We start from the raw sequence: 26,319 nt of genomic DNA, 5'->3' as shown, positions 1-26,319 counted from the left end.
GATGAGTTGGTTTAAGTTTAATAAACTTATTGGCGTAGCCACCGCATTTATAATCATAATTTGCAATATACTTATAGGAAGGTATTTCGCGCCAGCAGGTATTTTGATGACTCCAATTGTAATGGCTATATGTACTTTGATAATAAGCCTAAACGGGGACAAATTTAACTCTTGGACGCACGTAACCTTAGTTTATTTGTTATTAGCAATAAACGATATCGGAATTAAATTATACGCCGGCGGGATTCATGATTTTGAAGGAATGGGTTGGATTAACATGATGTTGTTTTTAGGCTTAATGCCAGCAACGCTGCTTTTAGCAATCGGTTTAAAAGCATCGAAGTTTGTTGAGCGCACACCAATTCTGCTTTTTGTTGCATTAATAGCCTTTCATCTCTACACGTTTGGAGATTTGGGTATAGAAAGAACATATCTATAAAACTATGAAGTTAACTATAGGCTTTTCGCCATGCCCTAACGATACTTTTATTTTTGACGCGCTGATACACCATAAAATTGATACCGAAGGTTTAAAATTTGAGGTGTATTATGATGACGTGGAAACCCTTAACCAAAAAGCTTTTCGCGGCGAACTGGATATAACCAAACTAAGCTATCATGCATTTGCCTACGCGGCAGATAAATACGTTTTACTTGATGCCGGCAGCGCGCTTGGTTTTGGCGTCGGCCCTCTTTTGATCTCAAAAAATCAAGATGTCTCATATCTCAAATCTAACATCTCAAATCTAACCGTAGGCATTCCCGGTAAATACACAACCGCTAATTTTTTATTGGGACTGGCTTTCCCCGAAGCTACAAACAAACAGGAGCTTGTTTTTTCGGATATTGAAAACGCTGTGTTAGACGGACGTGTAGATATAGGCCTGATCATCCACGAAAACCGCTTTACTTACCAGGATAAAGGGCTGAGCAAGGTTATCGACCTAGGCGACTATTGGGAAAAACGCACAGGCTGTGCTATTCCGCTTGGTGGTATAGTTGCTAATCGTAACCTGCCTGATGATGTTCAGCAAAAGATAAACAGGGTTATTAAACGCTCAGTAGAGTTTGCTTTTGCCAACCCAAAATCGGGGCTGGAATATATCCGCAGCCACGCGCAGGAAATGAGCGAAGAAGTGATGTACAAACACATCGACTTGTACGTAAATAAATTTTCGGTAGACCTGGGGGTAGAAGGCAAAAAAGCCGTTAAGCTGATGTTTGATACCGCTCTGGAAAAAGGTATTATCCCAGGCATCAACGAAAGTTTATTTTTAAACGAATAGTCTACTATATCAACCGTCATAACTAACTTGTTTCGGCATCCCATTAGGATAAGCTTTGCGCTAACTTAAACAGTGAGATGCTGAAACAAGTTCAGCATGACCTATCTTTTCGGCATCTATTAAATAAGGCGCTCTGAACAAAACCAACATTATAGCACTATCCCAACTCCAGCATCATTTGGATATTACAACGCTCATAAGGCGAAGGTATGCCGCTTACTTTTTTAAAGCCAAGTTTGTGGTAAAGACTAATTGCCGGTTTTAATATCGTATTACTTTCCAGATAGATCTTCTTTGCATCTAATTCTGCGGCTTTTTCAATGGCAGCCTTGCCAAGCAGGTACCCAATACCCTTGCCTTTTGCCGCAGGAGATACTGCCATTTTTGCCAGCTCAAACATGTCATCACCCATTTTGATGAGCGCGCAAGTGCCGATGGGTTCCCCATTAAATAATGCAATTAATATGTGCCCGCCTTTATTAAGGATATAATCGTCCGGATGGTCTAAAGATTTATAGTCCGTTGCTTCCATTTTAAACCAGGTACTTATCCATTCTTCGTTAAGCTGTTTAAATGCCGACTGATGTTTAGGCAGATATTCTACTATTTGCACTTCGCTGCTTTCGCGTGATTTTTTCTCGTCCATAACCCGTTTTAATAAATCTTTCTGATCAAGCAGAAACTCCCATTCTTCAATGGCTTTCCAAATATTGTATTGTGATTGGGCCAGCGCAGTTTCTACAGCTGCATTTACATCCGCGTATTGTAGTTGTATACGCTGATTTATTTGTAAGCCCTCATCTGTAAGCACAATAAAAGTTTTGCGGGCGTCTGCTTTGCTTTCTACATTTTTTACAATCCCGGCTTTTATCATCTCTTTTACAATAGTACTTACGGATGGGTGAGAGTGGCCAATCTCCTGCGCTATCTGCATAATTGATTTATGCCCCGGTTCAGCCAAAGCATAAAATACCGGGAACCATTTAGGGTTCATATTAATGCCATATATGTCATAAACCTGCGCCGCCTGATCTGTTATTTTCTCACTCAAGCGTCGCAGCCTGCTGCCGAGCGCCATCTTCCCAGCCTTATCGTAAAAATCCATAAAAAATGATTACGTAATTAATTACGTAATTTAATAATTAATTTTTTGGAAGCAAAATCTTTAAACAAAAAAAGGGATTGCATCAATGCAATCCCTTTCCCTATATATTCAACCGGTGATTAGACAGTCATGATTTCTTTTTCCTTAGCTTCGGTAAGCTGGTCAACTTTTACGATGTAAGCATCAGTTAATTTTTGCACATCAGCTTCGCCAACTTTAATCTCGTCTTCAGAAACACCCTCTGGCTTCAGTTTCTTAATTTTTTCGTTAGCATCTTTACGAATGTTGCGAATGGCAATCTTGCCACTTTCGGCCTCGCCTTTTGCTTTTTTAACAAGATCACGACGGCGCTCTTCTGTCAACGGTGGTACATTTATACGGATAATAACACCGTCGTTCTGTGGGTTAACGCCCAGGTTAGCTTCCATTATTGCTTTCTCGATAGGGTTAAGCAAGGATTTTTCCCACGGCTGCACAACAATGGTACGAGCATCGGGCGTGTTTACACTACCTACCTGGCTCAATGGTGTTGGGGTACCATAATACTCAACCATAACGTCATCTAACATTGATGGGCTTGCTTTGCCGGCACGTATCTTATTTAATTCGTTATCTGTATGGGCAATAGCTTTCTCCATTAAAGCCTTTGCATCATTAACCTGTTTTTTAATGAGTTCGCTCATTTTTAATAATTTTCAACAAAAATAATAAAAAGTATCAAAGCCGCTCAAACAACTTTAAAGCGCTTAAGGGTTGTAACAAATAAATGCAGCAGCAGTTTCTTACCCGGATAATGGGTGCTAAGAGGCCCAAACTAAAAGGCAATAAAAAGCACGCCCCATAAAATGTAAGCGTGTAAAATACTAAAGCAAAGCACCCGTAGGACAGGCGCCTTGCTTTAATAGTGCAAGAGGTTTATTACCAACGGCTACCGCCGCCGCCTCTGTTATTATCTTTGTTGTAGCCACCGCCACCACCACGATTATCTCTTGAATAGCCGCCACCGCCACCGCCACCGCGGTTGCCGCCACCAAAACCACCGCTACGGCCACCGCCGCCGGTTTTTTTGTCTTCTGCCTGGCTAACAGCAATTGAACGGCCAGCTACTTGTGATCCGTTTAAGCCTGATATAGCACTTTGTGCAGTTTCATCGTCTGGCATTTCAACAAAACCAAAGCCTTTACTTCTGCCGGTTTCTCTGTCAATAATAATTTTAACGGTGCTTACTTCACCATAAGCTTCAAAAAGCTGCTGTAAATCTGCTTCCTGCAATGAGTACGGAAGGCTTCCTACGAATATGTTCATTAAAAATTAGTTTAGTAATGCCCAGGTTGTTGCCTGTCCATTTATTTTGTTTACACCAAATATAGAATAGATATTCATCACTTGTACAAATATTTTATTAAACAGCACTTTTTATTTTAAATAAAAGGAAAATTCTCGCTAAATATCACTCAACAGATATGATTTGATAGGTTTTGCCATTTAAATCGAATGAGTTACCGGGCGCAAGACCTTTTAACTTATAGCCGATTGGAGATGCGGGAGATACAGCTATATAGTTTTTCCCATCCAGCAGTATTTGCCCGGCGCTTATGGCCAAATAAAAATCGCCATTGTTGGTATAAACTATGCTCCCGGCATCCACCATTTGTGATGAACCTGTTGTGCTTGTGTGATTTAACGCCACCAAAAGCTTATTTGCCTCGTTAAGTTGGGCAAGGTTTCTGTTGGTTTCCTGCTGCATCATTTCACGGCCGGTTTCATACTTGTCGCCTGCGCTGCTTTTTGTGTCGTCATTGGCGGCTTGCTGGGCTTCCGCAATAGCTTCTTCAGCTGCAGCTATACGTTTTTGTACATATGCAAGGCACAAGGCATGCAGCTTTTGTTTTATAGTACTCATTTATTATAAAGGGAAATTGCAGATATGATAGAGTGAATTTTATAGTTAAAAAGTGGTGTAAAAATAAAAGCCCCGGGCACTCGCTGCCCGGGGACTTTCAACCTAAACCTTATCACAATTATAAGTGTGTTGCACTTATATTGATCTACTAACGCACGAGATGCGCCAATAGATACGCCAAACATAAAAAAAATTTACTAATGAGGCTGTAATTACATTAAGTATCACAAAATAGGGTAAAAAAATTTACAACATTATTAACAGGTGACTGTTGCGCTTTCATAGTTAAAATCGTTATAGGTATAAAACCCCAACTGCCATGATTAAAAAATTTATTAGCCCCAACCTTGAGAGCTACACCGCCACCCTGGTTCTATTGACAATTTTGGTAACGCTAATGGCTCTGTTTGTGATTGTTCCGTTAAAGTAAGCTTACATATTTAATTGTGTTGTAGCCAACAAACAAAGTATGCTTAGTACGGTTAATGTGTTTAATTAATATAATTACTAACCGAAAAACAAACACATTACAATGAACTTAAAACGGACTTTTGGAGCTATACTTACTGTATTGGGTATTATTGGCCTTATATATACAGGTATGCAAATTATTAACCACAGCGGGCAGGCAACAACTCAAATTGTTGTAGGGCTTATATCAATAATTTTCTTCTTTACCGGCATTAGCCTGGTACGTAACACTAAAGACGAAGCTTAATTTAAGTTTTGAGTGCCGCGCAAGATTTTGCCGGTTGATGAAATTTGCAATCCGCTTGCCTCAAAGTCGGTTTGCGTAAGCATTTTTATACGGGCGGCAGCTTTATTAAGGCTGTCGGGTACCAACCCACCTGCATGGGTTTGTTGGTATGATATAATATGGCCATCTAAAAAGTGGCCTTTTTTATTTAAACGTACTTTTAGCAGCGGGGCCAAACCGCAAATGCCGCTCACACTTACCGAGCGGTACGTGCAAAAGTTTCCTAAACTGTAAGCTATAAGCCTATTGTTATAAAGTTCCATTGCCCGGGCTACATGTGGGCCATGCCCTAAAACAATATCTGCCCCGGCATCAATAGCGGCGTGCGCAAAAGCATTTACGTTGCCGCGGCGCTCCCCTTTAAAACGCTCATTTGTGCAGCTTACATGCTCAAAGTCTACGCCTTCACCACCGCCGTGAAATGACACAATTACAATATCGGCCTGCTCCTTTAAATGATGTATAATTTTAGCAGCGTTTTTAGTATCCAGCAAGGGCACCGTTTGGCTATTAGGCGAAAAGGCGCAAAAGCCGTACTTAACACCTTTAATGGTAAACAACTTAGTGGGGTTGGTGCGCAAGCCTGCGTAGTGTATACCAAGGCTATCCAATATCCCGACGGTTTTTTTGCGCCCGGCAAGCCCAAAATCATTGGAGTGATTATTTGCTACACTTATTACATCAAATCCTGCATCTTTAAATATGCGGCCATAATGCTCGGGCATTTTAAAAAGATAAGGCTTACTACGGAAGTTTAGTTTCATTTGCAGTGCTGCGCCGCTGTCAAGCAACACGCCTTCCAGGTTGCCGAAGGCTACATCGGCTTCGCGCAGGTGTTTAAGCGCATATTTAAAACTGCCTTTGGCGCTATCAGGTGGCAGGTGCGACTCGTCCGGATATGCAGTACCCAGCATCATATCGCCTACAGCAGCTATTGTTATGGCACTATCAGGAACGATGTTTTCCGGTGCTGTTTCAATTTTAGTCGTATCCTTTTCGGTGGCTTTGAAGTCGCTGGAGCGAATGGAAGCGGGTTTGGGTTTGCAGCAGCACAAGCCAACAATGGTTAAAACCATAAAAGAATAACGGGTTGCAGTACGCATAGGGCAAAAAAAATCCCCCCATATAAATGAGAGGATAATTGTATAATTTAGGTTTGTTTAGTTCGCTGGTTCCTCTTTCGCAACTGCTGATGCCGAAAGTTCGTTTTTGAATGACTCGAGCATGCGGCCGCCTTTGTAAAAGAAACGGCTGTAATAAGCATCGTCAAGGCTGCTTACGGCAACACCCTTTGATGATGCGTGCGCAAACCTGTTGTTGCCAAGGTAAATGCCCACGTGTGATATGCTGCGGCTGTGAATCTTGAAAAATACAAGATCGCCTTCCTTAAGGTCGTCTTTGCTTACCGGGCTTACCATGCTAAAAATGTCGCGTGAGCTGCGGCGTATAGTGGTGTTAAATACCTGGCTGTATAACTCCTTTGTAAATGCAGAGCAATCAATACCCCTGCGTGAGCTACCGCCAAAACGGTAAGGAGTACCAATCCAATCATACACAAAGTGGAAAAGTTTCATGTTTGAAGTGGCAGAAACTGCAACACCCATGATCTGTGAAAGATAATCTTTTGCTAAAGATTCCTGTTCCTCTGCCTCTGATGGTTGTTGTGCTGGAACAGTTTTTGTTTGCGCTTGAGCAGCTAAAACGCTCAAAAATAGTGCAATAGCAATTGTAATTTTCTTCATTTAATGGCTTTAATCTGTCGAATTAGGGCGACAAATGTTTATTAAATCAGACACTGTGTCTATTGTTGGATACAAAACTATCCAATAATTTTAATTATCCAAATTTATTCGGCGATATTTTTTGGTCGTCAAAGTAAAAATTTTATCCACAAACTTTAATAAATCAATCGCTTCAGTTAATTAATATTGGCTTATTTGTAATTTTAATATGCCTGCATAATTTTTTTTCTCTGTTTTACGACCAGTCTTTAGGCGTCACCTCGATTTATTTCAAAATAAAAAATTTCAAACATTACCGTGTCGCCAAATCAAATTTTGCAAATGAGCGGCTTGCCAATGTGTCGGTTTAACGCGGTGTAACAATCACTAATAAATCTTTCCAACAAATTCGTTGCAGTTTCGGTTATTTGCAGGATATAATTAGATTTGCACTTTCCTCTCATAGAAATTTGTTTTTATAAATGAGTTCAATCGAAATAAATAAAGACACCTACCTGATGTGGTACGAGTCTATGCTATTGATGCGTAAGTTTGAAGAAAAAACTGGTCAGTTATATGGTCAGCAAAAAATTCGCGGGTTTTGCCACCTGTATATCGGTCAGGAAGCGGTGTTAGCCGGTGCCATGTCTGTTATACGCCACGAGGATAGCATGATCACGGCTTATCGCGATCACGCACACGCCCTTGCAAAAGGTACACACCCTAACGCTATTATGGCCGAGATGTACGGCAAAGCAACCGGATGCTCGAAAGGTAAAGGTGGCTCGATGCACATGTTCGACAAAGAGAACCATTTTTATGGCGGCCACGGTATTGTGGGCGGCCAGGTACCACTGGGTGCAGGTATTGCATTTGCAGAAAAATTTAAAGGTACCGACAATGTAAACATTGCCTACATGGGCGATGGTGCAGTGCGCCAGGGTGCTTTAACCGAAACATTTAACATGGCAGCCCTTTGGAAATTGCCTGTAATATTTGTTTGCGAAAACAATGGTTACGCGATGGGTACATCTGTTGAGCGTACTACTGCGCAAACAGATATCTATAAATTAGGTTTACCATATGGTATCCCATCAGCAGCGGTTGACGGTATGGACCCTGTGGCTGTACATAATGCAATGGATGAGGCTGTACAACGCGCACGCCGCGGCGAAGGGCCAACTTTCCTTGAAATGCGTACTTACCGTTTCAAAGGTCATTCCATGTCCGATCCGCAAAAGTACCGTACCAAAGAGGAACTTGAAAGCTACAAAGCAAAAGATCCTATAGAGGTTACCAAACTAACCATCCAAAAAGAAGGTTATGCTGATGAGAAGTGGTTTGAGGAAATCGAAGCTAAAGTAAAAGCACAGGTGGACGAAGCAGTTAAATTTGCTGAAGAGTCTCCTTGGCCCGAGGCAAGCGAACTGTACACAGATGTTTATGTGCAGCACGATTATCCTTACATCCGCGACTAATATTATTTTAATACTTAAAAAGATTCATTAAAACAGTATATGGCTGAAGTAGTTAAAATGCCTAAAATGAGCGATACCATGACCGAAGGTGTGGTAGCTAAATGGCATAAAAAAGTTGGCGATAAGGTAAAATCCGGCGATGTATTGGCCGAGATTGAAACTGATAAAGCCACGATGGACTTTGAATCATACCAGGATGGGGTGTTGCTTTACATCGGTATAGATGAAGGCGCTGCCGCTCCTGTTGATAGCGTTATTGCCGTTTTAGGTAAAGAAGGCGAAGATTATAAATCGGCATTGGAAGGCGAAGGTGCACCTGCCAAAACCGAGGAGAAACCAGCTGAAGAAACTAAGCCTGCTGCAAGTGCTGATAAGGCTCCTGCTGCAACAGCCGAAAAATCTGCTGCTGCAAAACCAAAAGCTGATACATCAAACATACCGGCTACCGTAATACGTATGCCGTTGCTTAGCGATACCATGACCGAGGGTACCATTGAGAAATGGAACTTTAAGGTAGGTGACAAAGTAAAATCTGATGACTCACTTGCTGATGTTGCTACGGATAAGGCGACAATGGAAGTTGTAGGTTATGAAGAAGGTACATTATTATACATTGGTGTTAAAGAAGGCGAAGCTGCAAAGGTTAATGACATTATTGCCATTGTAGGCAAAGAAGGTACAGATATACAGCCATTACTTGATAATGCTGATGGTGCCGATGGCAATGCAGCCGAAGCACCTGCTGCAGAAGAAGCGCCAAAAGCTGAAGAATCATCATCAGCGCCTGCTGCTTCAACCGGTTCATCAGCTGATGATAGCCGCGTAAAAGCGTCTCCACTAGCTCGTAAAATTGCTAAAGAAAAAGGCATTAACCTTAATGATGTAAAAGGCACTGCCGATGGCGGCCGTATCATTAAAAAGGATATTGAAGGCTTTACACCTTCAACCAAACAAGTACAGGAACAAGCTGCCGCTAAACAAGAGGCTGCACCTGCACCTGCTGCTAAAGCCGACAAAGCGCCAATTGTATTGCCGACATTTACAGGCGAAGAGAAATTTAGCGAAAGGCCTGTTACGCAAATGCGTAAAGCCATTAGCCGCAGATTATCTGAGAGCTTGTTTACTGCTCCGCACTTCTATGTTACCATGTCTATCGATATGGACCAGGCAATTGCTGCCCGTGGTAAAATGAACGATGTTGCGCCGGTTAAAATATCATTTAACGATTTTGTAGTTAAAGCTGTTGCAGTTGCCTTAAAACAACACCCTGCTATTAACTCATCTTTCCAGGGTGATAAGATCCGCACCAACGAGCATGTACACATTGGTGTAGCTGTAGCAGTTGATGAAGGCTTGCTGGTACCGGTAATAAAATTTGCCGACGGTAAATCACTAAGTCATATATCTTTAGAGGTTAAAGACTTTGCCGGTAAAGCCAAATCTAAAAAATTACAGCCAGCCGAAATGGAAGGCTCAACATTTACCATATCTAACTTAGGTATGTTTGGTGTTGATGAGTTTACAGCTATTATTAATACACCAAATGCTTGTATCCTTGCAGTTAGCGGTATACAGCAAGTACCTGTTGTTAAAAATGGTGCTGTGGTACCGGGTAATGTTATGAAGGTTACCCTAAGTGCCGATCACCGCGTGGTTGATGGTGCCCTGGCTGCTGCATTCCTGCAAACTTTAAAGCAATTGCTTGAAGAGCCGGTTAGGTTATTGATATAATTCATTTTAAAGGATTAAATATTAAAAAGCGATGGGTTTTACCCATCGCTTTTTTTGTGGGCAAATTCTTTTACCAACCCGCACGTTTTATTTTTATCTTAGCATTGCCTGGTCGGTAATCATAAGCAATCTGCCGGGCACCTGAACTTTGCCTGCTGCCTAAGCTGGCATAAACATCACAAACATGCCAAATTGTACAAATTGCCATACCGAAGTTAGCCAGAAATACTGTGGAAATTGCGGGCAAGCCGTGGTGCTGAAGCGAATTGACGGACACTATATAGCTCATGAAATTGAACACGTTCTGCACTTTGAGCGTGGGATATTATATACTGTTAAAGAGCTCCTGATAGCCCCCGGGAAAACCGTGAGAAATTTTATAGATGAAGACAGAAGCCGTTTAGTAAAGCCCATCATCTTTATCATCATCACTTCTCTTATATACTCCGTAGTGAACCACTTTTTCCATATCGAGGAAGGGTACATGCAATTTAAAGAGGAACATAAATCTACAACCGGTTACATTTTTAAATGGGTGCAGGATCATTATGGTTACGGCAATATTATAATGGGCATTTTTATAGCCTTATGGATAAAGATTTTTTTCAGGAAGCATAAGTACAATTTCTTTGAAATACTTATCCTGCTGTGCTTTATTATAGGAATGGGTATGCTCATTTTTACTGTGTTTGCAATTGCACAGGGTATAAGCCACATTAAACTAATGCAGTATGGCGGCTGCCTGGGTATAATTTACTGCGCCTGGGGCATTGGCCAATTTTTTGAGAAACGTAAGATAGGTAGTTATGTAAAAGCTTTTTTTGCTTATGCCTTTGGTATGATTACATTTATGCTTGTTGCTTTAGCGGTGGGTACCACTATCGATATGTTTATAAAACACTAAGCTTCTAATACGGTTGATAGTTTATTATGATATATGCCATTCTTGTTATCGCCGTAATAATAGGTGTTTTCTTTATCCGCCCAAGTAAAACCAAAAACGCTTCTGAAGTAATAGTAAACGATGAACGTAAACAATTACTAAATCAGCATATCGAGTTTTATCAAAAGCTATCTGATGCTGATAAATCCACTTTTGAAAGCAAGATTGAGCAGTTTTTTAACGACGTTAATATTGAAGGTGTTGGCCTGCAAGTAACAGACCTGGATAGGCTTATGATTGCATCAAGCGCGGTGATACCCATCTTTGGTTTTAAGGACTGGCGCTTTCGCAACGTAACCAACGTATTGCTTTACCCCGACACTTTCGACAAAGATTTTCAATACGAAGAGAGCACCGACCGCAACATCATGGGTATGGTGGGCAGCGGATACATGAACGGGCAAATGATTTTATCTCGAGCTGCATTAACAAAAGGGTTCTCAAAGCAATCGGGCATGAGTAATACCGGCATCCACGAGTTTGTGCACCTTATTGATAAAAGCGACGGCGCTACCGACGGTGTGCCGGAAGGCTTTTTGCCACATGAGTACGTTGAACCCTGGGTGCGAATGATGCACAAAGATATTCATAAAATAGAGGCTGGTAAGTCTGACATTGACGTGTATGCTTCCACAAATGAAGCTGAGTTTTTCGCCGTAGTATCTGAATATTTTTTTGAAAAGCCTAATCAATTCCAAACAAAGCACCCCGAGCTTTACGATTTGCTAAGCAAAACCTTTGGCCAGGATCCGGCTGAGTAGAGGTAATCGGTAGCTAAATCGAAATTTATTTCATCACACTGATCTTTTTGAATGCTTGTTAGATATATTGAGAAAGTGCCTCTGGTACAACTCATTAGAGTAAATTTAACAGTAGGGTTATGAAATAATTATTATAATATCTGAAAATAATTTTCATTAAAGGTGAATTTTCGAAATCCGGGCCTAAAATAATATCGTTTGTATGTGGAGATAAGAACCGAATATACTAGATGAAAAATATGGCATTTAAAGTTAAAGCCGTAGCGGCCAACATTAGAAATAAACGCGAAGAACTCAATTACACACAAGAATACCTGGCTGCAAAACTCAGCATATCGCAAAACGCATACAGCAAAATTGAACTTGGTTACACTAAGATCACCGTTGAACGCTTGTTTCAAATTGCTGAAATCTTAGAGACAGACCTGATGGAACTCATCAATACAGACAAAGCAGAAGCTGCTTAAAAAATACGTTTGTATCGGCAACGCAATTATATTTGCACTCTTGAATCCTCGCGGTATGAACAGTGCAGATATAATTGATAAAACAGTTACTTACGTTAAACAAACCCTTCAGGATGCTGAAGGCGGCCACGATTGGTGGCATATAAACCGTGTTTGGATTAACGCAAGGCGCATTGCCGAAGCAGAAGACTGCGACACCCTCACAGTTGAACTTGCCGCATTATTGCATGATATTGCCGATAGTAAATTTCATAATGGTGACGAAGAAATAGGCCCCGCTACAGCCGGTACATTCCTCAGTAGTATCAACGTCGATGAGCACATTGTGGCGCATGTTCAGCAAATCATCAGGCACATGTCTTTTAAGGCGAGCTTTGATAAAGCCTCATTTCAATCAAAGGAACTTTTTATTGTGCAGGACGCCGACAGGCTTGATGCCATTGGTGCTATTGGTATAGCAAGGGCCTTTACGTATGGCGGTTTTAAAAACCGCGAAATATACAATCCGGAAATTGAGCCTAACCTGAATATGACCAAAGAGCAGTATAAAAATACAACTGCCCCAACCATTAACCATTTCTATGAAAAGCTGCTGCTGCTGAAAGATAAAATGAATACCGATACAGGTAGGCAAATGGCGCAGCAAAGGCATATATTTATGCACGATTTTTTAACCCAGTTTTACAGCGAGGTTAGATAGTCGTTTTTTTATTTATACCCCTTCAACATAACTTTTAACATGAACAAGCCCCTATTTGTGTTAGTAACACTGCTTTGTACAGCAAGCTTTGTACGCGCGCAAGACAGTGCCGCTAAACAGCAAAACTTTAACTACCATTTCCAGCAAACAGTAATTACGCAATTTAAACCAGGATTTAGCGCGCCCTATACTGGTGCAAACAGCTTAACAACCGGTAAGGAAACTCAATCATCACTCACTACAACATTTTTTGGCGGTGCCAGGTTATGGAAAGGTGCCGAAGCATATTTTAACCCGGAGCTTTCGGGCGGTTCGGGGCTTAGCAAAACGCTTGGTATAGCGGGTTTCCCTAACGGCGAAACATTTAGGGTAGGTGCCGCGGAGCCTAAAATTTATATTGCACGTTTATATTTCACACAAAACTTTGAGTGGGGCGATGATAAAGAATACCAGGCCGACGATGTAAACCAGTTAGCCGGCTTGCGCAGCAAACGGTATTTTAAAGTAACTGTAGGAAAGTTTGGCATGGCCGATTTTTTTGACGGCAATGAGTTTAGCCACGATGCCCGCTCGCAATTTATGAATTGGGCTTTAATGGATAATGCCGCCTGGGATTACCCTGCCAACACACGTGGTTATGTAATGGGTGTCATGGCCGAGCTTGGGCAGCCAACCTGGGCTTTGCGCGCCGCCTTTACCATGACCACCACCACCGCCAACGGCGCCATATGGGATGAGCGCATTGGCCGAGCCAACACCATGACGCTTGAATATGAAAAGCGCTACCAGCTTAACGGTTATAATGGTACGGTACGCCTGTTAGGCTTCCGCAACAATGGTAAAATGGGCCGTTACCGTGAGGCTATTGCCGCCAACCTAACAGCACCTGTTATTGATACCAACCTTACCTATGGTAAGCACAAATATGGCTTTGGCGTAAGTGCCGATCAGTATCTTACCAAAAACTTCGGTGTATTTGCCAAGGCCAGCTGGAACGACGGCCATACCGAAACATGGGCCTTTACAGAGATTGACAGATCGGTAAGTTTGGGTGCCGTATTAAAAGGCGCATCCTGGAGACGAGAGGATGATGAGCTTGGCCTTGCCTTTGTTGGTAACGGTATATCGGGCCCGCACCGCGATTATCTGGCTGCCGGTGGTTACGGCTTCATTATTGGCGATGGCCGTTTAAACTACGCTACAGAGTTTATCACTGAAGTTTACTACAAGGTAAACGCCTACCAAAAAAAGCTATGGCTCTCGCCCGATTATCAGTTTATAGTCAACCCGGCTTACAATAAAGACAGGGGGCCGGTAAACGTATTCTCGTTGCGTGCGCATGTAGAATTTTAGCGATATCCACATGCGGTCGAAAATTGGTACCTTATAAATTTTTCGATTTGATAACGGTAATTTAACATCAACGCGCTCAGGCTATTTAGTGTAAGTTTCAATACAAATATTACCTTTACAAATATGAACCTTCGTGTACTGGTATTGATCAACTCGGCTGCGGTTGCCATAAGCCTTTCTGCTGTAAATTATTATTTTCAACACAAGTGGTATGATATGATGATTACCTTTTTAGTAACACTCATCAGCAGCTATATTGTGTTTTATTACCTCATAGAAAAATACATTTATTCAAAAATAAAGCTGATATATAAACTTATTCATAACCTTAAACTTGGCCGCGACCTGCGCGATGCTTTGGGCGAACATGTAACTGCCGATCCAATAAATGATGTGGAGCAGGAAGTGAAAGAATGGGCCCGTTTAAAAAAGATGGAAATTGACGATCTGAAAAAGCAGGAGAAGTTTCGCCGCGATTTCTTATCAAATATCTCGCACGAGTTTAAAACACCACTTTTTGCCATACAGGGTTACATCGAGGCGCTGCAGGATGATGATTTGGAAGACAAGGACCTTGCGCACCAGTTTTTAAACAAGGCATCAAAAAATGTTGACAGGCTAAGCTATCTTATCAAAGATCTGGATGAGATTTCAAAACTCGAGTCGGGCGAGATACCTATCAATTATACCAAATTCAGGATCAATGATCTTGTAAAAGAAGTGATGGATTCGCTGGAGTTTAAAGCGAGCCAGCACAATATTAAAATGATTTTTAAGCAAAAGTATGATGAAGGTATTTTTGTTAACGCCGACAGGCAAAAGATACAGCAGGTACTTGTAAACCTTATCGACAACTCATTTAAATACGGTAAAGACGGCGGCAGCACAGCCATCAGCATATTCACCCTGCACGACCAGGTTTTGGTAGAAGTTACCGACGACGGTATAGGCATTGAAGAAAAATTTTTACCGCGTTTATTCGAGCGTTTTTTCCGTACAGATACGAGCCGTTCGCGACAGATTGGTGGCTCTGGCTTGGGTTTGGCTATTGTAAAACACATTATAGAGGCACACCAGCAAACAATTAATGTGCGTAGCACCGAAGGTTTAGGATCAACTTTTGGATTTACATTACAAAAAGCCAAGCAGTCTTTACCTTTTCCAAACATCCCGGCGTTAAAAAGTTAACATTAACTTAACATAGCAAGCGTACCTTTACGGCAAATTAATGTAGACGATGTCACTAAACAGCATTTTCCAGTATTTTGTACCAAAGGATAAAAAAATATTTTTCCCTTTATTTGAGCAGGCAGCAAATAACGTTATTGTTATGTCCACCATTTTGGTTGAGGCTGTTAACACAAAAAGCGATAGCAATCGTGAAGAACTGTTCAGGCAGATAGATAAGCTGGAAAATAAAGGCGATGAGCTTACCCACCAGATTTACCTTGAATTGGGTAAAAACTTTATAACACCATTTGACAGGGAAGACATTCACTCATTGGCTACAGCCATTGATGATGTAGCCGACTACATACAAGGTGCTGCAAATCGCATGAGCCTTTACAGGATTGACGATTACAACGAGCATATCCGCAAACTATCTGAATTGGTTTTACAGGGCGGCAACGAGCTTGAAAAGGCCGTTCGCGAACTGAAAGACCTGCGTAACGTGCGTGCTATTGCAGATTCATGCATCCGTATAAACAGCGTGGAAAACCAGGCCGACTATGTGTTTGACCGTGCCGTGGCCGATTTGTTCCTTTACGAAACAGATGCTATACGCCTTATCAAATACAAAGAAATATACGCCGCTTTAGAAACCGCTACAGATATGTGCGAAGATGCAGCTAACGTAATGGAATCTATTTTAGTTAAAAACGCTTAAGCAAATTAACCTTTATTAAATGGTTACTATCCTTCTTGTCGCTGTAGTTTGCCTTGCTATAATTTTTGATTTCATCAACGGTTTTCACGATGCTGCAAACTCTATTGCAACTATTGTATCAACCAAGGTGTTAACGCCGTTTCAGGCGGTGCTTTGGGCAGCATTCTTTAACTTTTTGGCTTACATAGCTGTACGATACTGGGGCTTTCATGGGGGCAATTTTGAGGTAGCTAATACGGTTGCCAAAACAGTACTTCTTCAATTTATCAATATCCACGTGGTACTTGCCGGCCTTATAGCTGCTATTACCTGGAATTTAATTACCTGGTGGTTTGGTATCCCATCCAGCTCATCACATACGTTGATTGGTGGCTTTGCAGGCGCCGGCATGACTAACGCTTTGTTTATGGGGGCCAATGCCTTTAACGCGGTAAACGGCTCGGTAGTGATAAAAACAGTTGCGTATATCTTCCTTGCGCCGTTTATAGGTTTGTTTATTGCTTACGTGGTAACCATTATCATTTTACACATCTGCAAAAATGCCCGTCCTGCCAAGGCCGAAAAATGGTTTAAAACCGGCCAGTTGATATCATCTGCAGCTTTAAGCTTTGCACATGGTGGTAATGATGCGCAAAAGGTAATGGGTATCATTTACGTAGCGCTGGTTTCTCAGCAGGTTATTACCGAAGGCACTCCAATGCCTAACTGGATCCCTATTGCCTGCTATAGCGCTATTGCGTTGGGTACCATGTCTGGCGGTTGGAAGATCGTTAAAACAATGGGTACCAAAATAACCAAGGTTACTCCGCTTGAGGGTGTTGCTGCCGAAAGTGCAGGTGCTATTACCTTGTTTATTACAGAAAATTTTGGTATCCCGGTATCGACTACACATACAATTACCGGCTCAATCATCGGTGTTGGCTTAACAAAACGTGTGTCAGCAGTGCGCTGGGGCGTAACCATTAACTTGGTGTGGGCCTGGATTATTACTATCCCTATTTCTGCTTTATTAGCGGGTTTGGTGTATGCGCTGGTTCGTAACTGGTAACTAGCCGTATTTTGGCGCTTAATTTGTATGGGGAATCGTATGAAAAAAGCGCTACTAATTATCCCATTTTTTTGCCTGATCCTATCCAGCTGCGATACACTGAGCCAGGTGGCACAAACTACCGTTAAACAATCGGCTAACCCAACCTCGCTCGAAATGAGCAGCGGGCTCAAGCAAGCACTTGAATTAGGTACAGGTAAAAGTGCCGATCAACTATCGGCCGTTAATGGTTTTTTCGGCAATGCAGCTGTCAAAATACTGTTCCCACCAGAGGCACAGAAAGTTGAAAAAACGTTACGCAGCATTGGCCTTGGTAAACTGGCCGATAACGTTGTGCTTTCCCTTAACCGTGCCGCTGAGGATGCTGCCTCGCAAGCCAAGCCTATCTTTGTGAGTGCTATTAAGCAAATGACCATTCAGGATGTAACCAACATATTGCTGGGCAGCCAGGATGCCGCAACCAACTATTTTAAACGCACCACCACCCAGCAATTAACAGATAAGTTTGAGCCGATAGTACAAGCCAGCCTCAACAAAGTTGGTGCAACACGCTACTACACCGATGCAGCCAATACGTACAACAGGGTGCCGCTGGTAAAAAAGGTAAACCCGGATATCAAGAACTATGTTACACAAAAAGCTATCGACGGCCTGTTTGTGGTAATTGCTCAGGAGGAACTAAACATTCGCCAAAACCTTTCGGCGCGCACTACTCCATTACTACAGAAGGTATTTGGTTACTACGATAAAGTCAAGAAATAAATTGTGCTTCCTGATGTATTCAGGGAGGGTTCTATCTTTAGCATATTGGGGGATGCCTTTGTCCAGTCATGCCGAATTAATTCGGCATCTCATATAAAGTCGAATTAAAAGGCTTGTGAGATGCTGAAATAAATTCAGCATGACCTTTGTATTTAATATACTTGTAGCAGGTTACGAGTAAAGCGTTACTGCAACAGTTTATGCGATAAATTCACAGCACAAAAAATCCCGATGGTATTTAACCATCGGGATTTCGCATCTAAAGGCTTTATAAAAGTTATTTAAGTGTTACGCTGCTTTTGCCCATCGTATAACCATCTGCATAAAGGATAATTGTGTAGGTGCCTTTTTGGAAAGGCAGCGTCGGGTTAACCCAATCGATAGTGTAAGCACTGCCATCGTCACGGAAATCAATAGCCGTTTTATACGTAAACTGTAAGTCCTGGCTATCGGCGTTAAAGGTTCCCGAATCTGATTGTACAATTAAATTGCCTGTAGGGTCAATAACGCGCAGGTAAACATCATGCAGGCCCTTCTCGGCAACGGCATTACTTGCTACCGTGAAGTTTACTTTCAGCTTAGTTGCCTGTTTGGCTTTAGTAACATCATCTTCTTTACCATTGCTTTTAACCTTATAAGCTACAACCTCGGCACTACCAACCTTAATGGCCGATGCTATTTTTACCTTGGTATCCAACTCCTGGTTTTTTTGCTCGAGCGCGGTGGCCTTTTGGCTCACGGTGTTCAAACTGCTCTTCAGCGTATCACGCTCTGTCACTAAGGATGTATTTTGTTTTTTAAGCTCTTCAATATCTGCAGTATACTTGGTTACAAAATAACGCAGCTGCTTAACATCTTCCTGAGCACGGCTAAGCTCGGCTTTGGTAAGCTTACCTTTGGCCAGCTCCTTACGCAGTACTCGGATTTTTGAACGTAACGAATCATTTTTAGCCTGCATTTCTGCAGTCATTTTTGCACGGCCCGCGTTAACCTGTTCTATTTGCGCTTCAAGGCTGTCAAGTTCTGTTTGTAACCTTGTTTTCTCATCGTTTTGATAAACAATCTTCGTATCCGACTGCTTTTTCTGTGTATACAGATAAACGTCGGTACCCAAAAGGGCTATAACAACCGCTATCAAAAAGTATATAACGTTCGAGTTGTTTTTAGGTGCCTGTTGCTCGGGTTGTGGAACGTACTCCATAGTTTATTAGTTAAAGTTAATGTAACTACAATAAGCTTGTATTGTTGCTACGTTAGCAATAGATAATTAAAATTAGCAAAAATTAACGGCATACTTAAAATGTAACCGGTTTTAAACGCCTGTAATTGCAGGTGAACGGCTAAAATAAGTACATTATGATTAAAACACAAAATGGCCGTAATTATTATATCGATAATAAAACTGCTTAACCGGGAGTTTATATCTTTGCGACTCCCTAATAAAAATATGCTGCTTAATGCGTTTCTATAAAATACTGTTTGCCTTAATTCTTCTTGTTTCTACACACTCTTTTTCAATAGCCCAGGATACGCTTGCCACTGCGCCCAAAACCGAACCTAAGTACGAGTTTAGAGGCGTTTGGATAGCCACCGTGGTAAACCTTGACTGGCCGCGCAACTCGCTTGCTACTGCCGAAGTGCAAAAACGAGATTTGTTGAGCCAGTTTAATACCCACCAGCAAATGGGCATAAATGCAATTATGTTCCAGGTAAGACCTGCTGCCGATGCTTTTTATAGCAAAAGCCGCGAGCCGTGGTCAAAATACCTGACAGGTACCCAAGGCAAGGCACCAACTTACGACCCGTTGGAGTTTGCGGTTACCGAGGCGCACAAGCGTGGCATGGAGTTGCATGCTTGGTTTAACCCATACCGTGCTACATTTGATGGCCGTTTTAACCTGATTGCCGATAATCACATTACGCGCACCAAGCCCGAGTGGTTTTTTATTTATGAGGGGATAAAGTTGTTTAATCCCGGCATACCGGAGGTGAGGGAATACATAGTACAGGTAATTTTAGACGTAGTTAAAAATTACGATGTAGACGGGATACACATGGACGATTATTTTTATCCATACCCCGTGCGCGGTCAGGTTATTAATGATGCCGATGCTTTTGCCCAGTACGGTGAAGGTTTTGATGATATACGTGATTGGCGCCGCGACAATGTGGATAAACTGGTACATATGCTTAATGATAGCATACATAAATACAAACCACGTATGAAGTTTGGTATCAGTCCCTTTGGCATCTGGGCGAACATCAGGCAGCATCCCGATGGCTCTGAAACCGCCGGTGGTTCGTCTTACTTCGAAAACTTTGCTGATACCCGCAAATGGACGCGTGAGGGTTGGATTGATTATATTAACCCGCAGATATACTGGCAAATTGGTAACCGAGCTGCTGCTTTTGATAAGTTGCTTAACTGGTGGAGCCTGAATACTTATAACCGCCACTTATACATAGGCCAGGGCCCGTACCGCTTTTACGAACAACGCAGCCCCGCTTTTAAGAATCCGTCAGAAATACCCAACCAGTTGAGGCTGATGAGAGCTAACCCAAGGGTACAGGGAAGTGTTTACTTCCGTTCGCAAACGCTGATGGCAAATGCAAATCACCTGGCCGATACTCTGAAGCATGATTTTTACAAATACCCGGCTTTGCCCCCGCCAATGCTTTGGCGCGACTCGGTACCGCCGTTGCCGCCTCAAAGTTTTACCGCAGCGCAAGACCGCAGTGGCGTTATGCTTAAATGGGAGGCACCTTTGCCGGCCAGCGATGGCGAAGCTGCATATGGCTACGTGATATACCGTTTTGAAGATAACAAAAACATCGACCTTAACGACCCTAGAAATATCCTGCACATACAATATGATACTGCTACACTTTACCAGGATAGCAATGTGCGCCAGGGGCAAACTTATTTTTATGTAATTACGGCTATAGATAGGATGAAGAATGAAAGTGAGCGATCGCCAACCATAGCGGTTATAAAGCAGTAAGCTTACTCATTTTCGCCAAGCAGCGCGCGCAGGCTTTCAATGGTGTCGGCCTCTTCTTTAGGTTTGTCCTGCCGCCAACGCAGTATGCGGGGAAAGCGCAATGCAATGCCCGACTTGTGCCGGTTTGATTTATTGATGCCCTCAAAGCCAATTTCAAAAACTAACTCCGGCTTAACGGTGCGCACAGGACCAAATTTTTCGAGCGTGTTGCGTTTTATAAAGTAGTCTACCTTGTTTATTTCCTGATCTGTAAGGCCCGAGTATGCTTTGGCAAAGGGCACCAGCTTGTCACCATCCCAAACGGCAAAGGTGTAGTCGGTATAAAGGTCGGCGCGGCGGCCGTGCCCCTTTTGGGCGTATATCATAACTGCATCTACCGATAGCGGGTCTATTTTCCATTTCCACCAATCGCCACGGCGGCGGCCCACCTGGTATGTGGCGTTTTTACGCTTAAGCATAATGCCTTCGGCTATCATCGCTCTCGACTGTTCGCGTGTAACAGCCAACTCGTTCCAGCTGCTAAAATCAATAAGTGCCGAAATTCTGAACACTTCCGGAAACTCCGTTTGTTGCTGCAATTTCTCCAGTATCAGCCTGCGCTCGCTTTGGGTTTTTTGCCTGATGTCTTCGCCGTTATACTCCAGGCAATCATATACAATGGTAGCTACCGGGCTATCGGTCAATATTTTTTTGCTCAGCGTTTTACGGCCAATGCGTGTTTGCAATATGCCGAAAGGTAAGGGCAGACCGCTCTGGAAGCTTAATATCTCGCCGTCAAGCACGGTACCATCTGGCAGGGCATTAAGAAATGGATGCAGCTCCGGAAACTTTTCTGTAGCCAAATCCTCGCCGCGGCTCCAAATAAATATCTGCCCATCGCGCTTTATCATTTGGGCACGTATGCCGTCCCATTTCCACTCGGCCTGCCATTCTTCGGCAGGGCCAAGGGCTGCCTGTATTTCATCGGCAGTTTTGCTTTTTTCTGACGTTTCCTGGATAGGGTAGGCAAGAAAGAAAGGGTAAGGGCGGGAGATATTGTCAGCCGCGCTTTGCTCCTGCACCAGCTGGTCAAACGTATAATTATCGGGCATCCAACTACCCATTATACGGTGGGTAAGTGCCGGCGCCTCAATGCCGGTTACATCTGCCAATGCTTTAATGACCAAATTTTGTGACACCCCCACACGGAAGCTTCCGGTAAGTATTTTGTTAAACACAAACCGCTCCTGCCTGTCAAGCATGGCCCATGATGCCAGGAGCCATTCCTTTCTTTCGTCTTCCGTACGTGCAGCCTGCATGTTTATCTCTGCTATCCACTCGGTAAGTGTCTTGCTGCTTGTATTGGTGCTCTCGGGCATCAATAATGACATGGTTTCGGCCAGATCGCCCACAACGTGGTAGCTTTCTTCAAAAAGCCATGCCGGTATATGCGATGCCTCAACGGCCCAAGTGCGTATAAGCGTTGAATTGATTGGGCGTTTAGGCCTGCGGCCTGTAAACAGCGCCAGCATATTCATTTTATCGGTATCAGGTACTTTAATAAAGTAATCCTTAATAACCTTTACCTTCTCGTTGGTTTTATTGGTTTCATCGAGCGCCAAAAAAAGTTGTGCAAAATTTTTCATACAGCAAGCTCTTTTTTAATATCGCCCGACGGGGCAGTTTCGTCCTTTTCTTCGCCTTCTGTAATGCTCGCATCTTCTTCCTCGCCGCCGTAAAGGGTATGCACTTCGCGGGCGTTAAAACCTATCTCGCTCAGGTAACGGCTAAATGATGCCGTGTATCCGTGTGTAAGGTAAACGCACTCGCAACCGGTAGCATCAATTGCACTTACCAAGCCAGGGAAGTCGGCATGATCAGACATGATGAAACCCCTGTCGGCCGCGCGGCGGCGTTTGGCACCACGAAGCGCCATCCATCCGCTGCAATAACCAAAGCTATACGGCTGAAACTTACGCATCCAGGGCGTACCTACTGCCGATGGCGGGGCCAGTATAATGCCTTTACGTACCTCTTCTTTTTTGGAGTCGATGGTAATACGCTCGGTTGGGTTTAAAATGATGCCGTTGCGCCGCAATGCTTCATTCGTGTTTTCTATAACACCATGCGTGTAAACCTTGCCAATGCTAAGATCAAGATTTTGCAGGATGCGCTGGGCTTTGCCTAACGAGTAGCCAACTATTACCGTGGCAACCCCGTTTTGAACGTTATTAGCCCACCAGTTATTAACGTCTACAAAAAGGTCTGCCTGGGGTTTCCAGTTGTAAATAGGCATACCGAATGTACACTCTGATATGAAATGATGACACTTTACCGGCTCAAATGGTGTTGATATGCCATCATCTTCAGTTTTATAGTCTCCTGATACTACCCAAACCTGCCCTTTATATTCCACCCTAATTTGAGCCGAACCTATCACGTGCCCTGCCGGGTATAAGGTTATTTTAACCCCGTGCTTGGTAACGGTTTCTCCGTACTCAATTGTGCGCAGGTTTATATCGCCAAGGCGGTATAGCATCACCTCGCGAGACAAATGATGCGCCAGGTAGTTTTTATGACCAAAATAGGCGTGATCTGCGTGGGCGTGGGTTATCACCGCATCATCAACAGGTTTCCATGGGTCGATGTAAAATCGGCCCTGTTCGCAGTAAATGCCGCGGTCGGTAAATTGAAGCAGTGGTGTAGCCATAGCTTATAAATAACCTGCAGAGTGCCAATAAGGTTTGAGCAGTGGCAAAGCCAGATAACAAAAAAGCCCTGACATATGCCAGGGCTTAGTGCTTTAGCTATTTGCTATAAGCTATTTCTTTGGAAAGTATTTAAAATCTTTACCAATAAAGCGTGCAGCAGAACCTAGCTCTTCTTCGATACGCAATAACTGGTTGTATTTTGCGATCCTGTCGCTACGTGAAGCAGAACCGGTTTTTATCTGGCCGCAGTTAAGGGCAACAGCTAAATCGGCAATGGTAACATCTTCAGTTTCGCCGCTACGGTGGCTCATTACTGATGTGTAACCATTGGTTTGCGCTAAAGTAACCGCGTTAATAGTTTCAGTTAATGAACCAATCTGGTTAACTTTTACTAGGATAGAGTTTGCAGTATGGGTGTCGATACCCTGCTGTAAACGTTTAACGTTGGTAACAAATAAATCGTCACCTACTAATTGTACTTTATCACCGATTTTTTCGGTCAATAATTTCCAGCCTTCCCAGTCGTCTTCGCCCATACCGTCTTCAATAGAAATGATAGGGTATTTAGCAGCCAACTCTGCAAGGTAATCAGCCTGCTCGGCGCTTGTGCGGATTGCACCTTTTTCGCCTTCAAACTTGGTGTAATCGTATTTACCGTCTTTGTAAAACTCAGATGCAGCACAGTCAAACGCAAGGCAAATTTGCTCACCCGGAGTGTAACCCGCTTTTTCAATAGCCTGTAAAATGGTTTCAACACCATCTTCGGTACCTTCAAAAGTTGGGGCAAAACCACCTTCGTCGCCTACTGCGGTAGACAAGCCTCGGTCGTGTAATATCTTCTTAAGATTGTGGAACACTTCGGTACCCCAACGTAAAGCTTCAGAGAATGATGAAGCGCCAACCGGCATGATCATGAACTCCTGGAAAGCGATAGGCGCATCAGAGTGCGAACCACCGTTTACAATGTTCATCATCGGGATAGGCAATGTGTTTGCGTTTACACCGCCAATGTAGCGGTATAGCGGCTGGCGGCTCTCTTGTGCAGCGGCCTTAGCTACTGCCAATGATACGCCAAGGATGGCGTTAGCACCAAGTTTGCCTTTATTTTCGCTACCGTCAAGATCTATCATGATCTTATCGATAGTGTTCTGCTCAAATACATCAATGCCTTTTAATTCGGCAGCAATAATGTCGTTAACATTTTCAACGGCTTTTAAAACGCCTTTGCCCATGTAAACAGCTTTATCGTTATCGCGAAGCTCAACAGCTTCGTGCACACCGGTTGATGCGCCAGATGGAACTGCAGCGCGACCAAATGCGCCATTTTCGGTTAAAACGTCTACCTCAATTGTAGGGTTACCGCGCGAGTCAAGTATCTGGCGGGCATGTACATCAATTATTAAACTCATTTTTTATGTCAGATTTGTTTAAGTGTGTGTTAAAATACTGATTGGGAGGCTAAGTTAAGCGCAAAAACAGGAAAGTGCAATTGAAATTTTGTATTTAATGATTATTTAATCGTTAGCACCGGGTATATGTTCTTTAGGTTTGCTGTTTTTACGATTGATGCGGTACTGCACAACTATGGCAATATTATTTTTTGCCCCGGAAGATGTTAAGTTGTAATTATACTGATCAAGGTAGCCGGCTTGCACACTTAATGATTTATCAAACTGGTAACCAAATGCTGCCGAAAAGCGGTTACGTTCAAAATGCGGTGCCTTATTGTTGAAAAACAACTCGTCGAAAACGGATATAAAGTATGTTTTGGCCTCAACCTTTTTGTGATTAAGTGGCACTACCACGTTAAGCCTGTAGCGGAAGCGATTGCGATATATGCCGTTAAGCCAGCGCTGCTCTGCACGATAGCGGTGCTCAAGTTTTAGCCTGTCTAGAAAAGAGTTGATGGTGAACTGCTCCCATAACCTAAACTCCTGAACGGTAGGCGGGGCTTCAAGATTGGTAAAGTCTTTGGTAACATAACGGCCGGTACCAATGAGTGCTATGTAATTTTTAGCAATGTCATAACTTACACCACCTTTGGTTTCGTAGTAAAAAAATTGGTTGGCTATTTCATTAGCGCGGGCTTGTAATTCAATGTAGCCGCCCCAATGATGAGCACTATCACCTGGTAAGGTGATGGTAGCAATCCCCCAGGTACCGGTTTTGTAATTTTGGGCTTTTAGTACTGTACTTAAACTTATTGTGAAAATGATAGTTAACGCAGCCTTGAAAACAAGTTTTAACATTTGCTTAATATTATTTTAATGCAAATGTATTTCGGCAATGTTACCTCTGCGTTAATTAAAAATCACTTAATGTTATTATAATGTTAAGAAGCGTTTTTATTTGCCGCCCTTTTAAGTTCACTTTCCGACTTAAGTACTTTCCCGCCGTGTTTTTGTTTCACTTCAAAAGCGGGCTTGTCTTTACTGGCATTACGTTTTACTTTGCTGCCTTTAATCGTTTTAGTTACAGGCTCGGTATGCTTTTTCTCAATTTTGCCTTCGGCTTCTGATGAGCCCCAGGCCCAGTGTACGGTGTCTCCCTTTTTCATGTTGATGTATTTGAATAAGGAATAAGCAAGATGCCTGCCAATCAGCAAATTAATTTACCAATAAGCCCAATAAGGATAATAGCGGTGGTTATTAAAGACATTATCAATGCTGCGGGGATTGTAAATAGCGTGATCATGATAGTTAAGTTTTTGTGTTTTGTTGGTAC

27 protein-coding genes are annotated in these 26,319 nt (G+C 42.8%); 15 read left to right on the top strand and 12 right to left on the bottom strand.

Translation table 11 applies throughout. From position 1 onward, the window contains the following. The first annotated feature begins 1 nt into the window (after position 1). Both FPZ43_RS06445 and FPZ43_RS06440 read left to right on the top strand, forming a co-directional pair. Positions 2–439, top strand: coding sequence for a hypothetical protein (locus FPZ43_RS06445; RefSeq protein WP_146381033.1), 438 nt, complete (start codon positions 2–4; stop codon positions 437–439). A 4-nt stretch (positions 440–443) separates the two neighbouring features. Further along, positions 444–1,286: a menaquinone biosynthesis family protein gene (locus tag FPZ43_RS06440; RefSeq protein ID WP_146381032.1), complete on the top strand. Its 843-nt coding sequence runs from the start codon at positions 444–446 to the stop codon at positions 1,284–1,286. Between the two features lie 157 nt (positions 1,287–1,443). Here FPZ43_RS06440 and FPZ43_RS06435 read toward each other — a convergent pair whose 3' ends face one another. The 4 genes from FPZ43_RS06435 to FPZ43_RS06420 form a co-directional block, all read right to left on the bottom strand. Further along, positions 1,444–2,391 carry a bifunctional helix-turn-helix transcriptional regulator/GNAT family N-acetyltransferase gene (locus FPZ43_RS06435; RefSeq protein WP_146381031.1) on the bottom strand — a complete coding sequence of 316 codons (948 nt, stop codon included), beginning with the start codon at positions 2,389–2,391 and terminating at the stop codon, positions 1,444–1,446. Positions 2,392–2,510: 119 nt separating this feature from the next. Next, positions 2,511–3,074, bottom strand: coding sequence for a ribosome recycling factor (gene frr / locus FPZ43_RS06430; protein ID WP_146381030.1), 564 nt, complete (start codon positions 3,072–3,074; stop codon positions 2,511–2,513). Between the two features lie 235 nt (positions 3,075–3,309). Beyond that, complete coding sequence (locus FPZ43_RS06425; protein ID WP_146381029.1) at positions 3,310–3,696, bottom strand: RNA recognition motif domain-containing protein; 387 nt, start codon at positions 3,694–3,696, stop codon at positions 3,310–3,312. Between the two features lie 145 nt (positions 3,697–3,841). Beyond that, positions 3,842–4,294, bottom strand: coding sequence for a 3-oxoacyl-ACP synthase (locus FPZ43_RS06420; protein ID WP_146381028.1), 453 nt, complete (start codon positions 4,292–4,294; stop codon positions 3,842–3,844). Positions 4,295–4,826: 532 nt separating this feature from the next. Between FPZ43_RS06420 and FPZ43_RS06415 the strand changes: the two genes are divergently transcribed. Beyond that, positions 4,827–5,012: a hypothetical protein gene (locus FPZ43_RS06415; protein ID WP_146381027.1), complete on the top strand. Its 186-nt coding sequence runs from the start codon at positions 4,827–4,829 to the stop codon at positions 5,010–5,012. On the opposite strand, the gene FPZ43_RS06410 is transcribed toward FPZ43_RS06415, so the two are convergent. Next, the gene (locus FPZ43_RS06410) at positions 5,009–6,154 is read right to left on the bottom strand and encodes a CapA family protein (RefSeq protein ID WP_146381026.1); all 1,146 of its coding nucleotides are present in this window, start codon (positions 6,152–6,154) and stop codon (positions 5,009–5,011) included. The genes FPZ43_RS06415 and FPZ43_RS06410 overlap by 4 nt on opposite strands. Before the next feature lie 57 nt (positions 6,155–6,211). Continuing rightward, a complete protein-coding gene (locus tag FPZ43_RS06405) occupies positions 6,212–6,793 on the bottom strand; it encodes a C40 family peptidase (protein ID WP_146381025.1) in 582 nt (193 codons plus the stop codon). Between the two features lie 461 nt (positions 6,794–7,254). On the opposite strand from FPZ43_RS06405, the gene pdhA reads away from it, so the two are divergent. The 11 genes from pdhA to FPZ43_RS06350 all read left to right on the top strand — a co-directional run bounded on the left by pdhA (position 7,255) and on the right by FPZ43_RS06350 (position 17,903). Then, positions 7,255–8,250 (top strand): pyruvate dehydrogenase (acetyl-transferring) E1 component subunit alpha, encoded by a 996-nt coding sequence (gene pdhA, locus FPZ43_RS06400; RefSeq protein WP_146381024.1) that lies wholly within the window; start codon positions 7,255–7,257, stop codon positions 8,248–8,250. A gap of 39 nt (positions 8,251–8,289) precedes the next feature. Then, on the top strand, positions 8,290–9,981 hold the full coding sequence (locus tag FPZ43_RS06395) for a pyruvate dehydrogenase complex dihydrolipoamide acetyltransferase (protein ID WP_146381023.1): 1,692 nt from the start codon (positions 8,290–8,292) through the stop codon (positions 9,979–9,981). 184 nt (positions 9,982–10,165) lie between these two features. After that, on the top strand, positions 10,166–10,885 hold the full coding sequence (locus FPZ43_RS06390) for a DUF3667 domain-containing protein (protein WP_146381022.1): 720 nt from the start codon (positions 10,166–10,168) through the stop codon (positions 10,883–10,885). Between the two features lie 26 nt (positions 10,886–10,911). After that, positions 10,912–11,685 carry a M90 family metallopeptidase gene (locus FPZ43_RS06385; RefSeq protein WP_146381021.1) on the top strand — a complete coding sequence of 258 codons (774 nt, stop codon included), beginning with the start codon at positions 10,912–10,914 and terminating at the stop codon, positions 11,683–11,685. A 239-nt stretch (positions 11,686–11,924) separates the two neighbouring features. Next, positions 11,925–12,152, top strand: a complete 228-nt coding sequence (locus tag FPZ43_RS06380) for a helix-turn-helix domain-containing protein (RefSeq protein WP_261381000.1) — start codon at positions 11,925–11,927, stop codon at positions 12,150–12,152. A 55-nt stretch (positions 12,153–12,207) separates the two neighbouring features. After that, positions 12,208–12,852 (top strand): HD domain-containing protein, encoded by a 645-nt coding sequence (locus FPZ43_RS06375; RefSeq protein ID WP_146381019.1) that lies wholly within the window; start codon positions 12,208–12,210, stop codon positions 12,850–12,852. Positions 12,853–12,891: 39 nt separating this feature from the next. Further along, on the top strand, positions 12,892–14,205 hold the full coding sequence (locus FPZ43_RS06370; RefSeq protein ID WP_146381018.1) for a carbohydrate porin: 1,314 nt from the start codon (positions 12,892–12,894) through the stop codon (positions 14,203–14,205). A 123-nt stretch (positions 14,206–14,328) separates the two neighbouring features. Beyond that, positions 14,329–15,393 (top strand): sensor histidine kinase, encoded by a 1,065-nt coding sequence (locus tag FPZ43_RS06365; protein WP_146381017.1) that lies wholly within the window; start codon positions 14,329–14,331, stop codon positions 15,391–15,393. 49 nt (positions 15,394–15,442) lie between these two features. Further along, entirely contained in the window at positions 15,443–16,093 is a 651-nt protein-coding gene (locus tag FPZ43_RS06360) for a DUF47 domain-containing protein (RefSeq protein ID WP_146381016.1), read from the top strand. A gap of 19 nt (positions 16,094–16,112) precedes the next feature. Further along, positions 16,113–17,141, top strand: coding sequence for an inorganic phosphate transporter (locus FPZ43_RS06355; protein ID WP_146381015.1), 1,029 nt, complete (start codon positions 16,113–16,115; stop codon positions 17,139–17,141). A 39-nt stretch (positions 17,142–17,180) separates the two neighbouring features. Next, a complete protein-coding gene (locus FPZ43_RS06350) occupies positions 17,181–17,903 on the top strand; it encodes a DUF4197 domain-containing protein (RefSeq protein ID WP_146381014.1) in 723 nt (240 codons plus the stop codon). Positions 17,904–18,180: 277 nt separating this feature from the next. Here FPZ43_RS06350 and FPZ43_RS06345 read toward each other — a convergent pair whose 3' ends face one another. Further along, positions 18,181–19,104 (bottom strand): hypothetical protein, encoded by a 924-nt coding sequence (locus FPZ43_RS06345; RefSeq protein ID WP_146381013.1) that lies wholly within the window; start codon positions 19,102–19,104, stop codon positions 18,181–18,183. Positions 19,105–19,360: 256 nt separating this feature from the next. On the opposite strand from FPZ43_RS06345, the gene FPZ43_RS06340 reads away from it, so the two are divergent. Beyond that, complete coding sequence (locus tag FPZ43_RS06340) at positions 19,361–20,905, top strand: glycoside hydrolase family 10 protein (protein ID WP_146381012.1); 1,545 nt, start codon at positions 19,361–19,363, stop codon at positions 20,903–20,905. 2 nt (positions 20,906–20,907) lie between these two features. Here FPZ43_RS06340 and FPZ43_RS06335 read toward each other — a convergent pair whose 3' ends face one another. The 5 genes from FPZ43_RS06335 to FPZ43_RS06315 all read right to left on the bottom strand — a co-directional run bounded on the left by FPZ43_RS06335 (position 20,908) and on the right by FPZ43_RS06315 (position 26,152). Then, positions 20,908–22,530 carry an ATP-dependent DNA ligase gene (locus FPZ43_RS06335; protein WP_146381011.1) on the bottom strand — a complete coding sequence of 541 codons (1,623 nt, stop codon included), beginning with the start codon at positions 22,528–22,530 and terminating at the stop codon, positions 20,908–20,910. Beyond that, positions 22,527–23,594 carry a ligase-associated DNA damage response exonuclease gene (locus FPZ43_RS06330; protein ID WP_146381010.1) on the bottom strand — a complete coding sequence of 356 codons (1,068 nt, stop codon included), beginning with the start codon at positions 23,592–23,594 and terminating at the stop codon, positions 22,527–22,529. Before FPZ43_RS06330 ends, FPZ43_RS06335 begins: the two co-directional genes overlap by 4 nt. 111 nt (positions 23,595–23,705) lie before the next feature. After that, complete coding sequence (gene eno, locus FPZ43_RS06325; RefSeq protein WP_146381009.1) at positions 23,706–25,004, bottom strand: phosphopyruvate hydratase; 1,299 nt, start codon at positions 25,002–25,004, stop codon at positions 23,706–23,708. 105 nt (positions 25,005–25,109) lie between these two features. Continuing rightward, positions 25,110–25,844, bottom strand: a complete 735-nt coding sequence (locus FPZ43_RS06320) for a DUF2490 domain-containing protein (protein WP_146381008.1) — start codon at positions 25,842–25,844, stop codon at positions 25,110–25,112. Positions 25,845–25,927: 83 nt separating this feature from the next. After that, on the bottom strand, positions 25,928–26,152 hold the full coding sequence (locus FPZ43_RS06315) for a hypervirulence associated TUDOR domain-containing protein (protein WP_146381007.1): 225 nt from the start codon (positions 26,150–26,152) through the stop codon (positions 25,928–25,930). Positions 26,153–26,319 lie beyond the last annotated feature (167 nt).

The organism is Mucilaginibacter pallidiroseus, from assembly GCF_007846085.1.
GTDB classification, from domain to species: domain Bacteria; phylum Bacteroidota; class Bacteroidia; order Sphingobacteriales; family Sphingobacteriaceae; genus Mucilaginibacter; species Mucilaginibacter pallidiroseus.
Note: the sequence above shows the minus strand (reverse complement) of the source record. Positions and strands in the feature narration are given on the sequence as shown.